The 16,054-nt window shown below is 43.7% G+C and carries 12 protein-coding genes; 5 read left to right on the top strand and 7 right to left on the bottom strand.

Annotated elements, in window-relative coordinates; all coding sequences use genetic code 11:
• Positions 1 to 87: 87 nt before the first annotated feature.
• The 4 genes from ACQY73_RS32755 to ACQY73_RS32740 all read right to left on the bottom strand — a co-directional run bounded on the left by ACQY73_RS32755 (position 88) and on the right by ACQY73_RS32740 (position 5,547).
• Positions 88 to 1,905 (bottom strand): DUF6089 family protein, encoded by a 1,818-nt coding sequence (locus ACQY73_RS32755; RefSeq protein WP_428658592.1) that lies wholly within the window; start codon positions 1,903 to 1,905, stop codon positions 88 to 90.
• 171 nt (positions 1,906 to 2,076) lie between these two features.
• Entirely contained in the window at positions 2,077 to 3,522 is a 1,446-nt protein-coding gene (locus ACQY73_RS32750; RefSeq protein ID WP_428658589.1) for a leucyl aminopeptidase, read from the bottom strand.
• A gap of 117 nt (positions 3,523 to 3,639) precedes the next feature.
• Positions 3,640 to 4,332: a sulfite oxidase-like oxidoreductase gene (locus ACQY73_RS32745; protein WP_428658586.1), complete on the bottom strand. Its 693-nt coding sequence runs from the start codon at positions 4,330 to 4,332 to the stop codon at positions 3,640 to 3,642.
• A 105-nt stretch (positions 4,333 to 4,437) separates the two neighbouring features.
• Positions 4,438 to 5,547: an o-succinylbenzoate synthase gene (locus ACQY73_RS32740; RefSeq protein ID WP_428658583.1), complete on the bottom strand. Its 1,110-nt coding sequence runs from the start codon at positions 5,545 to 5,547 to the stop codon at positions 4,438 to 4,440.
• Positions 5,548 to 5,625: 78 nt separating this feature from the next.
• Between ACQY73_RS32740 and lpxK the strand changes: the two genes are divergently transcribed.
• On the top strand, positions 5,626 to 6,681 hold the full coding sequence (gene lpxK, locus ACQY73_RS32735) for a tetraacyldisaccharide 4'-kinase (protein ID WP_428658580.1): 1,056 nt from the start codon (positions 5,626 to 5,628) through the stop codon (positions 6,679 to 6,681).
• Here the strand turns inward: lpxK and ACQY73_RS32730 are convergent.
• The 3 genes from ACQY73_RS32730 to ACQY73_RS32720 all read right to left on the bottom strand — a co-directional run bounded on the left by ACQY73_RS32730 (position 6,650) and on the right by ACQY73_RS32720 (position 10,580).
• Positions 6,650 to 8,122: a gliding motility-associated C-terminal domain-containing protein gene (locus ACQY73_RS32730; protein ID WP_428658577.1), complete on the bottom strand. Its 1,473-nt coding sequence runs from the start codon at positions 8,120 to 8,122 to the stop codon at positions 6,650 to 6,652. The genes lpxK and ACQY73_RS32730 overlap by 32 nt on opposite strands.
• An 86-nt stretch (positions 8,123 to 8,208) precedes the next feature.
• Complete coding sequence (locus tag ACQY73_RS32725; RefSeq protein WP_428658574.1) at positions 8,209 to 8,835, bottom strand: gluconate 2-dehydrogenase subunit 3 family protein; 627 nt, start codon at positions 8,833 to 8,835, stop codon at positions 8,209 to 8,211.
• Positions 8,836 to 8,840: 5 nt separating this feature from the next.
• On the bottom strand, positions 8,841 to 10,580 hold the full coding sequence (locus ACQY73_RS32720) for a GMC family oxidoreductase (protein ID WP_428658571.1): 1,740 nt from the start codon (positions 10,578 to 10,580) through the stop codon (positions 8,841 to 8,843).
• Positions 10,581 to 10,987: 407 nt separating this feature from the next.
• Here ACQY73_RS32720 and ACQY73_RS32715 point away from each other — a divergent pair, with 407 nt between their 5' ends.
• The 4 genes from ACQY73_RS32715 to ACQY73_RS32700 are packed head-to-tail and all read left to right on the top strand — an operon-like array spanning position 10,988 to position 16,051.
• Positions 10,988 to 12,754, top strand: a complete 1,767-nt coding sequence (locus ACQY73_RS32715) for a glycosyltransferase family 39 protein (protein WP_428658568.1) — start codon at positions 10,988 to 10,990, stop codon at positions 12,752 to 12,754.
• Positions 12,754 to 13,569 carry a transketolase gene (locus ACQY73_RS32710; RefSeq protein WP_428658565.1) on the top strand — a complete coding sequence of 272 codons (816 nt, stop codon included), beginning with the start codon at positions 12,754 to 12,756 and terminating at the stop codon, positions 13,567 to 13,569. The genes ACQY73_RS32715 and ACQY73_RS32710 overlap by 1 nt, the downstream gene beginning before the upstream one ends.
• 44 nt (positions 13,570 to 13,613) lie before the next feature.
• Positions 13,614 to 14,027 carry a coiled-coil domain-containing protein gene (locus ACQY73_RS32705; protein WP_428658562.1) on the top strand — a complete coding sequence of 138 codons (414 nt, stop codon included), beginning with the start codon at positions 13,614 to 13,616 and terminating at the stop codon, positions 14,025 to 14,027.
• Between the two features lie 44 nt (positions 14,028 to 14,071).
• Positions 14,072 to 16,051, top strand: coding sequence for an NAD-dependent epimerase/dehydratase family protein (locus tag ACQY73_RS32700; protein WP_428658559.1), 1,980 nt, complete (start codon positions 14,072 to 14,074; stop codon positions 16,049 to 16,051).
• Positions 16,052 to 16,054: the final 3 nt, after the last annotated feature.

The following is a 16,054-nucleotide window of genomic DNA, read 5'->3' as shown; positions in this document are numbered from 1 at the left end:
TCTTTATGAGATATTTTATGGCTATAAAAAAAGCCGAGTAGGTTAAAAATCTCCTACTCGGCTTAGAAAACGTTATAGTGTTTTTAGTTATTGCCGAAACGCTTCCACTTCTACCCGGCGATTGATTTTACGGCCTGCTTCATTGGTATTGTCAGCCGCAGGTACACTTTCGCCCAAACCTTGGATAACAATACGGGTAGCAGTAACACCTTTCAGTAACAAATACTCTAAACATGCCTTCGCTCTGGCTTCTGAAAGTTTCTCGTTGTAAGCTTGTGAGCCTCTGCTATCGGCATGGCCCGACAAACGAAGCATGTAGGTTGGATTCTTGGCAAGTACCTCTACCAAGCCGTCAAGCACAACTTTGTATTTGTCCTGAATCACTGAACTGTTGGTGGCAAACAAAATAGATTCCACTTTAAAGTCAACGACCAATTTGGCCGGGTCAATGGCCACTTTTTGTTTCTTAGCCAATTCCGCTTCCAAACGTGCTTTCTTCTCGGCAGCTTTAACAACTACCTGCAACGCTTTGGCATCTACGCAACCTTCAAACTCAGGTTTACCTGCTATCTCAGGGCAACGGTCTTTAGAATCTTCTACGCCATCGCCATCCGTATCAGGACAACCATTGAATTGGGAAACTCCCGCTACCGTTGGACAAGCATCGTCTTTATCGGCAATGCCGTCATTATCTCCATCAGGGCATCCTTTTAATTCAGTTTTACCGGCTACGCTCGGGCACTCATCGTCCTTATCCGGGATACCGTCGCCATCTGTATCGGGGCAACCACCGAATTGGGCCAATCCTGCAACATCCGGACACGCATCATCTTTATCGGCAATGCCGTCTTTGTCTTTATCCGGACATCCTTTCAGGTTTGCCAAGCCTGCAGCGTCGGGACAGGCATCATCCTTATCAGCAATACCGTCTTTATCGCGGTCAGGGCAGCCCTGCAGTGATGCAAGACCTGCTTCATTCGGACAGGCATCGTCTTTATCGCGAATTCCATCGCCGTCCGTATCGGGGCAACCTTTCATTGATGCCAATCCTGCCACATCCGGACATTCGTCATCTTTATCAGCTACGCCATCGTTATCCTTATCAGGACACCCATTCATTTTAACCGAACCCGGTTCATTCGGACAAGCATCTTTTTCGTCAGGAATTCCATCACGGTCTTTATCTTTCTTATCAAAACGATACGTAATGGAAAGCGTGGACAGTTTATATCGGTCATCGCGGCTGGGATTAGCACCTTGACTGATTCCGTCCAAATAATCAGAAAAAGCCAAGCGAAAGCCGGCTTCTGCTCCCAATACCCAATTTTCCGTTAAGTCATAACGTATTCCAATTCCAAAAGGAATGACCAAATTTGATTTGGAATAGCTGGCTGCCTGATCCGCAATAGCTCCCTGTCGGAAGTTGGCCGGAGTAGAAGCGGTGCCGGTAAAATCAGGTTTGGGATTAGTAAATCCAACGCCCGCCCCGGTAAACAGGTAAGGGGAAAGCTTACGTTTAAATTTAACCTGAAATGTAGTGGAATCGTATTTGAAGCGATTTTTGCCTAAAAAATCATATTCTACAATGGCAGATAAATCCGTTAGAGGCGAACGCGTTTTGAACCCTCGAACTTTACGATCTTCAAAATTGGCATCATTTCCCGACAATGTACCAAATGTTAAAGCACCGCGTAAAGCCCAGTTACGGCTAATGTGATAACGCCCCAATAAGCCTCCGCTCAATGTAGGTTCCTGCGAAAAAAAGTCAGATTTATTTAGGTCACCAAGATACCCGGACCAGCCTACTCCTCCCCCTAACTCCCATCGTTTGTAAACTTGTTGACTATAAGCCGAGCTGACAGCCAATAACATGACCATAAGCGCAAATCGTACAGTTAGCTTCATAGAAATATGTCGAATTAAATAAAAAAAGTAGCTTAATGGCTTTGTATTATGGGTAGAATTCAGGCTTAAAGCTAATAGAACGAGGCTGAATTACCAAACGTCGCCGGGATAAATACTCAAGCAATGACTTCCCGAAAGTTTTGAACCACCGGGCGGCCCCGCTTCCGGAAGTTACCCACGCTGCAACCAACGCAGCAGTAATCTGACCCCATAAGCAGTAGCCGATTTCATGGTACCAAATTCAGAATCACCAAAAGCAGTTCCGGCAATATCCAAATGAGCCCAGTGCGGATGCTCTTCTACGAATACCTCTAAGAATTTTGCAGCAACAATTGCGCCGGCCACGGGTTTACCATGAAAATTTTTAACATCTGCTATATCCGATGTAACGTCGTCCTTGTAATCATCCCACAAGGGCAAACGCCATAGTTTCTCGCCTGTTTTTTGACCGCAATCGTATAACTCCTGTGCAAGTTGCTCATTATTTGTAAACAATCCTGCGGCGGAATAGCCCAATGTAGCAACACAACTACCCGTTAAAGTAGCCAAATCGACAATGACATCCGGTGTATAATTTCGTACCATATAACTAAGCGCATCGGCCAGAATAACCCGGCCTTCAGCATCTGTATCAATCACTTCAATGGTCTTACCTGAATAACTCCCAATGACATCGCCGGGCTTGGTGGCCAGTCCATCAATGCTGTTTTCGGTAGCAGGAATGATCCCGATCAGGTGAACGGGCAATTTTAATTTAGCCGCGACCTCAATCGTTCCCAATACTGCCGCCGCGCCGCCCATATCTGACTTCATGTAATGCATGTTAGTCGACTGTTTCAGGGAGATTCCTCCGGTATCGAACGTAACACCTTTGCCAACCAATCCGATCTTCTCAGTAGCAACCGGATGTTTGTATTCTAACTGTATAAATCTCGGAGGGTTTTTACTGCCGAAACTAACGGCTAAAAGCGCTTGCAAACCTTCTTTTTCGCATTGCTTTTCGTCCCAAACTGTGACCGAATATCCATATTTTTCGCCTGACTCAATGGCCCACTCTGCCAAACTTTGAGGGGATTTCTTATTGGAAGGCGCATTCATCAAATCCATGATCCGGATTTGAGTCCATGCCGTTGCTTCTCCTTTTTGTACTTGTTGCTCAGCCGATGCTATCGCTTCTTCTGCAACGACAATCTGCAATTTCGCATCTCTTTCAAAAACAGTAGCGCCTTCTTTCTTTTTGGTTTTGTACAGATCCAAATCATAATCCCCTAAATAACACCCGTTTACAATTACTTCGATCCATTCATTTTCAATACCACCGGTGGTTAATTCCAAAGCAATATTATCGGGCAAATTTCTTTTTTGTTTGAAAAAAAATGAACGAAGTATTTTAATAAAATCTGCTTCTTTGGGTGCTTTACCTAATCCAATCAGATATATTTTCCGTCCATTTTCATAGTGCGTTACTACTTGTTTAGCTTCTCCCTTAAAATCCTGCTTAAGGAAGGGAGCATTTGCAAAAATATCCAGCTGATCGCTAAGATTCTCACTTTGACGAAATAAGTAAATAATCGCTTCCGGTTCGGATTGAAGCGTACTGACAATTTGGATTTTCATATAACTAACTGTAAATCATTTTTAATTAATGGCGAGCACCGTAACGTCGGCGAGGTTTTGAACGGCAGGCGCCGAGCCCTCGCCGACGTTTGTTTATACCGATGTTTGTTTTCATTTCTAACTATAACGGTCATTCCGCCACGGATAAGCGGTATTTGAATACCCGCGTTCTTCCCAAAAACCACGTTTATTTTTAGAAAGGAACTCAATTCGTTTGATCCATTTGGAGCCTTTCCATGCATACAACTGAGGGGTAATCATTCGTACCGGCCCGCCATGCTCTTTGGGCAACGGTTCACCATAAACCGTATGAGCCAAGAGTACATCCGGCTTCAGAGCTTCTTCCAGCGATACGTTGGTAGTATACGTATCATAGCCATAACACATGAGGTGCGTGGCCGTTTCTTTTGGTTGAACCAGTGCCGCTATATCTAACAACCGAACCCCAACCCACGACATATCCAGTTTAGACCAAGTCGTAACACAATGAAAATCAGAGGTATCTTCCGTTTGGGGCAACGCCATGAAATCATCCCATTTTAAAATCACCGGATTTTCCACTTCACCATCAACATATAATCGCCAACGATCTAAAGTTACATTGGGCTGATACCCCAAATCCAATACCGGCCATTTGATCGTTTGAGTTTGTCCCACAGGTATTTGCGGCATACCGTGGCGGTTTATTTCTCCGTGTCCCTGTGGCCGCTCATCGGCCATAGAGGGAGTATTTTGCATTTTATTTTCGAACCGAGCTTTCAGCTTCATTCGAGCTTCAATGATTTTGTCAAGTTTACTGCTTTCTTCCATGATTTTATACTATTTGTTAGTAGAAAACATCCCGAAAAGAATCCCTATTGGAAATAGTTTCCCTCCTTTCAGATAACGCTTCAAACCAATAAAAGTTCTAAAATACTAGGCAGTTGAAGAAATACGGCTGGAGTTCAGAACCCCAAAATCCCAGGCATGGAGAGGATCGTAGAGAAGGTGGCCCTGATTTATTTTTAAAGGACTCGGGATGTTATTATGGTATAATTGGCCGGTTCCCAATCCCTGCGGCAGTGGGTTATCGAATTCAGCCGTAAATTGTGCAATGGCATTAAGCCCAACATTTGACTCCAGTGCGGATGTGATCCACCAATCAATATCAAGCCGTTGAGCGGTTTCTATCCATTCTCTTGTTAGCTCAAATCCTCCGAGCAATGTAGGTTTAAGGATAATGTATTTGGGTTTTAACTGCTTCAACAGGCGCCTTTTTTCTGCATAATCAAAGGCTCCGATCAGTTCTTCATCCAAGGCAATAGGCACCGGCGATACCTCGCACAATTCAGCCATTAATTCCAACTGTTTTGGTTGAATGGGCTGCTCTATCGAATGAAGTTCGTATTCCGCTAATCTATTCAACTTAGTATGAACCGTTTCAGCATTAAATGCCCCGTTGGCATCAACACGTAAGGTAATTTCCTGAGCTGAGAAATGTCGACGAATATACGCTAAAATAGCGCATTCTTCTTCAAAATTAATGGCACCGATCTTCAGTTTTATGGTCTTAAATCCATCGGCGATCTTCTCTTCCACCTGATGAAGCATTGCTTCATGGCTGCCCATCCACACAAGCCCGTTGATCGGGATATTTTTATGTTGGTTTACAAAATCGTTATCAAAAAGTATTCTTTTGCCACCATTGAGATAATCAAGCATGGCTGACTCAAATCCAAAACGAATTGAAGGCCACTGATTACCAATCAATTGCTCAAGTATAATGGATATATTCCAGCTATAAATTTCAAGATCAAGTTTGTTAAATTCCCGGCAAATGGCCTGTAAATTATCTTCAAAATCAGGACGATCATCAATACTTAACCCACTAAGCGGCCCGCATTCTCCTATTCCGATGAGTGTAGGATTTTCGTCATCATAAATTTTGATCAACCAAGACGTTTTTTCAGTCAAGATACCCCTTGAAGTACCGGCGGCAAACCGAAAATTCAGTTTATAAGGCTGATAGTGAACTTGTAAGGGCATTCGAAAGACATTGTTTGGGGTAAGCAGGTTCACAAAATAGAGAAAAATACCTTACTTTGCCAAAGTCATTTTACGAAAATGTTAAGAAAATTATCAAACGTACTGAGATGGTCACTTTGGCCGCTCAGTATACTCTATGGCATCGTTACTTATATACGTAATTATTTGTATAACAATGGTTTAAAAAAAATATACCAATCCGATATTTATATCATAAATATCGGCAATTTGACTGTTGGTGGCACGGGCAAAACGCCTCATATTGAATATTTACAACAATTGCTGAGCCTGAATTGGAAAATAGCCATTTTGAGCAGAGGGTATGGCAGAAAAACCAAGGGTTATCGAGAAGTCGGTCCACATTCGATTGCCGAAGAAGTTGGCGATGAGCCTTTACAGTTTTACAAAAAATTTGGACACCAAACGCCGGTCATTGTTTGTGAAAAAAGAGTGGAAGGGGTTCGGCGAATTGAAAAGGAGAAGCCAAACACGCAACTCATTCTACTTGATGATGCCTTTCAACACCGCGCGGTAGGTCCTCATTTAAATCTTTTGCTGACTGACTTTGGGCGCTTATTTTACAACGATTATGTTCTTCCTATGGGCTTGCTTCGAGAATTCAGAAACGGAGCCAAACGAGCGAATGCTGTTATTGTCAGTAAATGCCCGGGAAGGCTTTCCGAGGCTGAAAAAATAGAAATAATAAGTCAGATCCGGTGCTATACGCTTCCGCATACTCCGGTTTTTTTTTCGACCTTTACGTATGGCACATCACTGCCGTATTTTGAAAATATCCCATTATTAACCGTAGGTCAGGAAGTTTACTTGGTTTCGGGCATCGCCCAACCTAAGCTGTTTGAAGGCGCAGCATCGACAGTTTTTAAAGTAATGGGACATTCTGCCTTGGGAGATCACCACAATTTTGATGAAGAACAGGTACGCTCCTTTGTCAGGCTCTCAAATCAATATCCTGTTTTAACGACGGAGAAAGATTGGGTGAAGCTTCGACCGCTGTTGGAAAAGCTATCTTTTACCGAGGCTCGTTTTTTCTATTGGCCCATTCAGGTCGCATTTGACGTTCCAACTTTTGATCAATTTATCCTTAACGAAGTAAAGAAACAGTTCCGCGTTTGACAAACGTTCTGCCCACTTTGTCAGTCACGTTGATGCGGTAAAGATAAGCACCGGGAGGTGCCGGACTTCCATTGATGGCTCCGTTCCAATTACGCACATTTATACTGTTATGAAAAATGACTGAACCCCAACGATCATAGATCAGTATTTGAGGGTCACCGTCCACCTCTCCTTTCACTTCAAACAGGTCATTTACTCCATCACCGTTTGGGGTAAAAACATCCGGAACAAACAAGTGCCCCAACGGATTGCATAAGCTTGGCGGAGGTTCTGCACAAATACGATTGGAAATAATCAAGGCATCCTGGGTATTTATTTCCAAACGGTAGCATGTTTCCTTACCGCATTGCCCTTCATTATCAGGCCTGAACCATTGAGTAACGGTAGGGTTCCACCACACCGTATCGTTACGTTTTACCGTCATCGTTTTTACTTCGGAAGGATGCAGATAAGGCTGTATACTAACCACATTTGCGTCCGATTCCCGAGTTATCCTGATAAAACTGCTGCAAACCACATTTGATTCCAGCGTAGCTGCGCAACTGTCACGGGGTTTGATCTTATAACAGAATATTTTATTGGTGTCAACCAACACTCTTACTTTCTCATCGGCATTCTTTACAATTGTCCCGAGGGTTTTAAAGACGCCTGCGCCTTCCTGGCGATATACTTCCAATTCAAGCAGATTCGGATTTGAAATGGTTAACTCTCCCGTGGTGGCATCAAGGATCTCCAGTTTTGAGATCGTAGCAGGCTTACTATTTGATTCAAGTGAAATTGTTTTGCTGCTTTTTTTAACACAGTTACTGACTCGGTGGCGGCCCTGTACCGTAATTGTTTTAGAAGAATTATCCTGATAACGGTATTGCGCAAACAAATTAAACTTGTTTATAATGGTAACATTACCATCTCCCCATTCTATCACGTATTCTTCGTATTCCGTTATTGCATGATTAGTAATGCTCAAAGCAGCGGTACCGTTTGAACATATCAACACCCTAAACTCGGGAGGCGTCGGGTTCTGAACAGTTACTACTTTGCACGCCCGTTGGAGTTGTCCTGTAGAACTTTCCGAAAGTTTCATTACGACATATAACCCCGATTTGGTATATGTAAAGCTAGAATCTGTTGTAGTCTTGTAAGTGTCCGGGCTCCCTCCTTTGTAGTCAAATATGTACCTATTTTTAACGGATACGATCTGTTTATTAGAAATTCCTACCTGTAGCGGGGCACAACCTACTTCATTGACCAAGCCAAATTCTCCGCTGAGTGTACCTGGAGGAAGACTATTGCACTGATTATCATTTATTTGCTGACCAAAAGAAGAAGAGACAATGAACCACCCTCCCAAAAACAGCAAAATACGTTTTATTGGTGAAGTGAGTTGCTGTTGCTGAAAAAGTAAAAGTATGATACGATATAAACTATACCAAAACTGCATTTATACGCCTTTTATGTAAACATAATGAAATAGCGGGACAAAAATTGTACCCGCTATCCAAAAATAAAAATAAAGGCCCGAATTAATTACGAATCATAACTTAATCCATACTGCTTTAAAACATCGGCGGGAACGCCATCCCAAGCATTTGGTCGGTTTCCAACGTATCCCAGATACTTAAATCCAACCTCCGTTGTGAAATAACCGGTAGCGGTAAGATTGCGCATTAAATTAAAAAAAGCCACTCCCTGACTCATGCCCGGTTTTGCTTTTTCAGGGTATGCGATCTGGTCCAACATTTCAATTTGTTGGGGCTTGGCGCAAGTCACAAATGTTTTACCGAATTGTTTAGTACAGGTAGTATCCAACCATTTTAACCCTCCGCGCATAGGTGTTTGGTGTTGAGGCATATCTTTTACGATAAACTCAATGAATTCGGCTACTTTCGCTTCCGTTGCGCCGCCAAATTGACCGTCGGCCGGAATAATATAATCAGCCAATACGCGAATTGTCTGAAGTTCATGAGGTGTAAAAAAAACATCCGCCGCCGTTTTGGCATCTCTGGCCAATTCAGCCGCGCTTTTTCCATTCTTAAAATCAGATAATGAAGGCGGTACCGCTTTTTTAGGAACATCTGCGTGAGCTTCCGCTCCCACGATCGTCGCTGTAATTGTTCCCAGCGACAGGGCTTTTAAGGTGTCTCTGCGTTTCATATTGATTATAAATTCGCTTTTTTACGTTGGTCAATAATGTACTCGGAAGCACGCATTGAAAGCGCCAAAATTGTCCATGTTGGGTTCTTATCAGCCTGCGACACAAACGTACCTGCATCCACCACGAACACATTATCAGCATCGTGCAATTGGCTGTTACGGTTGGTCACCGATTTGGATGGATCGTCGCCCATCCGCGTTGTGCCCACTTCGTGGATGATTCGGCCGGGAGCCGCCAATCCGTAGTTTGTTTCGGGACCGGGCTTAGTACCGTTGGCAATTCCGCCCATCGCCGTGATTATTTCTTCAAACGTATCCTGCATGTGTTTGGCCTGCTTGATCTCGTGCTCCGACCAAGTGTATTGAAAACGCAGAACAGGAATACCGTATTTATCCACCACATTCGGGTCAATTTCACAGAAGTTATCCTCGCGCGCAATGGCCTCTCCACGGCCCGCCATGCCAAAGTTTGTACCGTAGAAATGGCGATAATCTTCTTTCAATGAAAGTCCGTATCCACCCGCCGGTTTGATCACGCCGTCTTTATTAGGATACTTTCCGTTCATATTTTCCATGCCAAAACCAAAACCGTAGCCCGGCATGCCCATACCGCCGCCGTATTCAATGTGATAACCGCGCGGGAAATCCAATTTTTTACCGTTCAGCCACCAAGGAGTATACACGTGCATTCCCCCTACTCCATCTTCGTTGTAACGCTTGCGGTCTACCAAGTGCGGCAGGAAAGCACTGCGGCTTGCGCCCGTCGAATCGTGCAGGTATTTACCCAATACACCACTCGAATTTCCCAACCCTTTGGTATGGCGTGACGACTTTGAATTCATCAACAAACGCGCTGATTCACAAGCACTTGCTGCCAACACAACTATTTTGGCTTTAACGGTATATTCCTGAAGATTGTTTTTATCAACGTACGAAACTCCCGTAGCTTTACCGTCCTGATTGGTAATTACTTCCCGCGCCATGGCGTTGGTAAACACTTTCACATTACCTGTTTTTACGGCAGGTTTTACCAATACCGAAGAAGACGAGAAATCGGCATACGCCTGACAGCCACGGCTGCATTGTGAACAATAAAAGCAAGATCCGCGCTCATTATTGATGGGTTTTGTCAAGATCGAAAGGCGTGAAGGAATAACGGGAATGCCCGTTTTTTTACCCGCCTTCTTCAACATCAACTCATGTAAACGCGGTTTTGGCGGCGGCAAAAAGAGTCCGTCGGGTTCGTTCTCAATATTTTCAATACTTCCGAAAACGCCGACCAATTTGTCAACTTTATCATAATAAGGCTTAACATCTTCGTAGCCGATAGGCCAGTTGTCGCCAAGACCGTCCACATTTTTACGTTTAAAGTCTAACGGCCCAAACCGCAGCGAAATCCGTCCCCAGTGGTTTGTACGGCCTCCCAACATACGCGAACGAAACCAGTCAAACTGCGTACCGCTTTTACGGGTATAAGGTTCTCCATCAATCTCCCAACCACCCCAGGCAGCATCAAAATCACCAAAAGGACGGTGATTTCCGGCACCGCGACGAGGAGATTCCCAAGGATTTTTAAGTTGAGTGATGTACTTAGGGTCTGCGGGGTCGTACCAAGGTCCCGCCTCAATCAGTGCGACCTTAGCGCCTGCTTCTGCCAATACTTTGGCAGCCATCCCGCCTCCCGCACCCGAGCCTACGATGCAAACATCATAAACGATAGGTTGTTCTTTGATTTGAAAACTCATAAGTATATTAGTGAAATTGATAACCGGGAAAAGGTTTTTAAAATTTTTGCTAAAGTATTATAAAGAATCAGTTTTCTAACAAATACTGTATAATCGTTTGCCTTTACTACCATTCCACCATTTTTTTTCTACGCCAATTACCATCCGATGCTCCTTATTGCTAATCCTGTCGGTTGCATCACGGAAAAAACGGGCACAATCATTGCAACAAAGACTGAACCGATAAATAAAAAGTTTAGGCGAGTTTTAATAAAGAAAAATCAATCCAAAAGACCGGATTTACTCAATTGTCCAGAAAATAAAAGCCCATTTTTTATAGCAAACGCACTTTGTATAGCAAAGCGAACAAATCGTAAGAGTATTATCCAAGCATTTTTTCAATAAATTTGCGGCAACAAAATTGAATTATGCCTTTGCCACAAACTGCACCTACTTACCAAACCAAGCACGTATATTATTGGCTGATCGCCATTTTGATAGTTGCTGCGAGTCTGCGTCTCTACAATTTGGATGCTCATGGAATCTTTTTTGACGAAAAAGCGACGATGATGGTAAGTCAGGGCATGGTGCAAAACGGTGGCAACCAACACGATGTATTTAATCCGCAGAAATACGTTTTTACCAATCAGGAATTTTGGCAACCGCAGACGCTGCCTGAGTATTTGGAAGCGATGCGCCGCAGCGATATTGGCAACAGCCCTGTTTACTATCTCATGCTGCACCCTTGGCTCAACCTCATGGGCGTATCTGATTTTACCGCTCGTCTATTTTCTGTCCTTTTCAGTATTTTGACGGTGTGGTTGATCTTTATCTTCGTCAATCATTTTTTTAAATCATCGAGATTAGCACTTACTGCGGCAGCATTGGCCGCGATAGAGCCTTTTTTCGTTGCGTATTCGCAACAGGCACGCAATTATTCCCTCACTTTTTTCCTGACATTGTTAGCCACTTATTGTTTTCTGCGCGCCCTCGAAGCCGAAGATAAACGTCGGCCTTCCCTGCGTTGGTTTTTCTTTTACGGTTTGGTAGCCGGGCTGAGTTTTCTTTCTCATTTTCTGGCCGCAACGGTTTGTTTAGCGCATGGAATTTATGCCGTTGTTACGGTTCGGCGTCTGCGTACATGGGTGGCTTTGATCGGGGCCGGCGCATTGGCAATTTCAGGGTTGGCGGCCTGGATCATTTGGGGAGGCGGAGACTGGACGCTGCGATCACTCAACCATCAGCAGGCAGTCTATTTGGAATGTGCATTCAAACGGCCTTATAATAATCCGTATGGTGTTATTTTGCCCGCTACCTTCAAAAATGTATTTGAAAAAAGCCTTCCTATCTTTACCGACCTATGGATATATTCGAATGGTCTGGTAGGAACGTTGGAAGGAAAAAAAAATACCATCGTTGCACTTGTCATTGGTCTCGGACTTATTTTTGCTTTTCGTTATTCTCAAAAAAACCGAGAAAAATCAACGATCATCAGCATTGGAGCGGCCGTTATGCTGGGAGGCAGCGCGCTTTTTTACAGCAATCATAAGATAGGTTTTGTGGTGGTTTCGGTAGCTATTCTGATGCTTTTTCTTGCGTTCAATAAGACAACCTTCAAAAACAAAAATCTGATATGGTTTTTAATTATCATTGCCATTGTTCCCTCGGCTTTTCTGATTTTCAACGCCGCTCGCAGCGGGCATACGTATGGTTTGACGCAACGTTATTCAGGCTTTTCATTTCCGTTCGTGATCATTTTAGCAAGTATTGCGTTTTGGCAATTGTTCGAAAGTAAGGGTTGGATCAAATACTTGATAATAACCGTATTACTGCTTCAATCAACACTTATAGCTCGTACTGTCAAAAGTGTTTATGACGATGTTTCCTTAAAATACAATTACCGAATTACACCACGCTTGCCGAATCCGCATTATACCGCTGCCCAAAAAGCCCTGAAAAGCTACGAAAAGGGGGATACTGTGCTGATTGGCGCTCCGCGCAACGTCTATGACAACCCTATGGATCGTGCCTTTATGGACCATTCCGTGACCGATGCGCAATATTTTAACTTGTATTTACCAAAAGACGGTATCTTTGTGCAACGGTTAGACACGGTAAATGTGGATAAGATTTCCCTGAAAAAAGCCTCCGGGCAGTTAGTTGAATTAACAGACTTGAAAGGAAAACGATACTAATGGTTGAAACACAAACGATCAGCACCGACTATAAAAAACTAAGCGGCGAACTCCGACTGAAGGTTTTAAGTCTCTATAAAAAAGCCAACGCAGGACATATTGGATGCTCTTTGAGTTGCATTGATCTATTGATCGCGGCATTGATCCAACAAAAACGTCCGCAGGATTCTTTTTTGCTTTCCAAAGGCCACGCCGCTGCGGCGTTGTATGTAGCACTCAATCATTTGGGCGAAATTTCTGACGAAGTCCTGGACACTTTTTATCAGGATGGAACCACCCTCCCTGCCCACCCTGCGCCTAACCAACATGCCGGAATTCCGTTTGCCACGGGTTCATTAGGACACGGATTGCCGATTGCTACGGGTATTGCGCATGCCGGAAAACTTTCGGAGGAAGATTCCATTTCGTTCGTTTTAATGTCGGATGGAGAAACCAACGAAGGAACTACATGGGAAGCAGCGCATTACGCCATTCAGAATAGGTTGGACAACCTTATCGTATTGATCGACAAAAATGGTCTTCAGGGTTTTGGCAATACAACAGACGTACTGGGCGATACTGCTACCGCTGCCAAATGGCGCGCTATCGGTTTTGATGTTTTTGAGGCCGAAGGCCACAATCCATCTGAATTGGTTGAACTTATTGAAACACTCAAAAGTCGCACTAACGGGCTACCCAAAGTTATCATTGCTCATACCGTAAAAGGAAAAGGTGTTTCATACATGGAAAACCGTATGGAATGGCACTACCTTCCCATGAGCGATGACCAGTACGAAACGGCAAAAGCCGATGTAATAAATATCTACTTTTCTTAGCTTTTGTTTAATTTTGGCCAAAACCCGATTTTATTGATATTATAATGACGGATCGACAACGAATCGAACAATTAGAGCTTTTGATCGCTGAATTTGCAATCAAGCAAGATGAGCATACGGCTATTTTGGAAGAACACTCGGCCAAACTGGAACGTATATCTCTACAAATCAAGCGTTTAGAAGAAGCAATAAAGATTTGTTTAAAAGGTATTCAACAGAATAGTGATGATATTCAGTTTCTGCTTCGGAAACAGGCAGAATTTGAGGCAAAACTTAATGATCTCAATAGTAAAATAGATGGTTTGGGCTTGCGCATGGACAATTTGGAAGTAAAAATGGATAAAATTGAACAGCGCATGGATAAAATTGAACAGCGCATGGATAAAATTGAGCAGCGTATAGATAATGTTGAAACCAAATTAGATGTAATTATCAACATCCTTCAAAATAGAAATTAACAACCTTGGGTGTTCATTTTACAAACCCCAAAATCTCATCCGTTTTGATTTATCAGGAAAAAATACTTCAGCTCAAAGGGCCTATATTTGTGTTTGGGGCCAGCGGTTTTATCGGAGCCAATCTTTTTAAAGATATTTTTAAAGTTCGTCAGGATGTGTATGCCCTTACGCACGACGCCACCAAAGCCTGGCGCTTAAAACTGCTGGATATTCCTTTTGAGAATATTGTCCACTGCGATATTTTGTCAAATAACTCGGTCGAACAGATATTTGAAAAATACAAGCCGCGCACCATTTTCAATTTGGCCGCTTACGGCGCTTACAGCAAGCAGAAGAATATCAATCTTACGTACGAGACCAACGTCATCGGTACAGTCAACCTTTTAGAGAATTGCACTGAAGAAACGGTTTATATTCATGCCGGCAGCAGTTCTGAATATGGCTTTAATTGTTCGGCTCCTAAAGAAACTGATCCTGTTAAGCCTAACAGTCATTATGCTGTTTCAAAAGTATCGGCAGCCTATCTGATCGAGTTTTACGCTAAAGTTCACCAACGCAAAGCGCTCAATCTTCGCCTTTATTCTATCTATGGCGCTTGGGAAGAGCCTGATCGTTTGATTCCCCGCCTGATCGAGGAGGCCCGAAAAGGCAAATACCCTCCGCTCGTTTCGCCCGACATCAGCCGCGATTTTGTCTATGCCGATGATTGCGTAGAAGCATTTTTGGATGCGGCCTTAAAAGTAAATATGGCTATTTCCGGAAAGTCATACAACATCGCAACGGGTGAAAAAACCACCATGCGCGAATTGGTCGAAACATCGCGTCAGACCTTTGGTCAGACGGATACACCCGTTTGGGGTAGTATGGCTAATCGCGGGTGGGATCTGTCCGACTGGTACGGCGATCCTTCCGAAGCGCAGAAAGACTTGGGTTGGAAAGCCCGCACAACACTCAGCGACGGACTTCGACTGACCAAAGAATGGCAGGAAACCAATCGCTATGAAGACCGGCTTTTACCGGCATTTGCCAATCCGAAACTGAATCCTGTCATTACGGCCATCATTGCGTGTTATAAAGATGCTCAGGCGATTCCTTTTATGTACGAGCGTCTGGTCAAAACCTTCAATGAACTTAAAGTCAGGTACGAAATTATCTTTGTCAACGATGCTTCTCCCGATAATCAGGACGAAGTGATCAATGCCATTTGCCAACGAGATTCCAACGTGATCGGCATTACGCACTCGCGCAATTTCGGTTCACAATCGGCCTTTTTGAGTGGGATGGAAATTTCAACGGGCGACGCCGTCGTGCTGATGGACGGTGACTTGCAGGACCCGCCGGAGGTGATTCCAAACTTTTACGAAAAATGGTCGAATGGCTTTGATGTCGTGTACGGTGTTCGCGTGCAGCGTGAAATGAAGCCCCATATTCACTTCTTTTACAAGGCTTTCTACAAAGTTTTTCAAAACTTAAGCTATATCCCCATTCCCCGCGACGCCGGCGATTTTTCCATGATCGACCGCAAAGTGGTGAAGGAATTGGTGGCATTGCCTGAAACCGAGCAATTCCTGCGCGGCCTTCGGGCGTGGGTTGGTTTTAAACAAACAGGCGTAGATTACGTTCGTCCGGAACGGATGTTCGGCGTATCTACCAACAATTGGCGGAAAAATATCTGGTGGGCAAAGAAGGCTATTTTCTCCTTCAGCTTTGCTCCGCTCGAACTGATGAGTTATGCCGGATTTATTCTTACGGCCTGTTCAATTCTGGGTATTTTCTACCAAATTTTGGCGAAATACATTTTCGCGCCCGATACCCCTCAGGGTTTTACGACCGTTATTATTCTGATCACTCTTTTTGGAGGACTGACATTGCTGGGTATCTCATTTTTAGGCGAATACATTAGCAAAATCTTTGAGGAAACGAAAAAAAGGCCTAAGTTTATCCGTACAAAAATTCAAAAAGGCGAAAAGGTTTTTCGTACCTCCGATGAGATCATGACTTTGGTAAAACAAAGAAAGAAATAAAAA

The organism is Runella sp. (assembly GCF_965279615.1).
Lineage (GTDB): Bacteria > Bacteroidota > Bacteroidia > Cytophagales > Spirosomataceae > Runella.
Note: the sequence above shows the minus strand (reverse complement) of the source record. Positions and strands in the feature narration are given on the sequence as shown.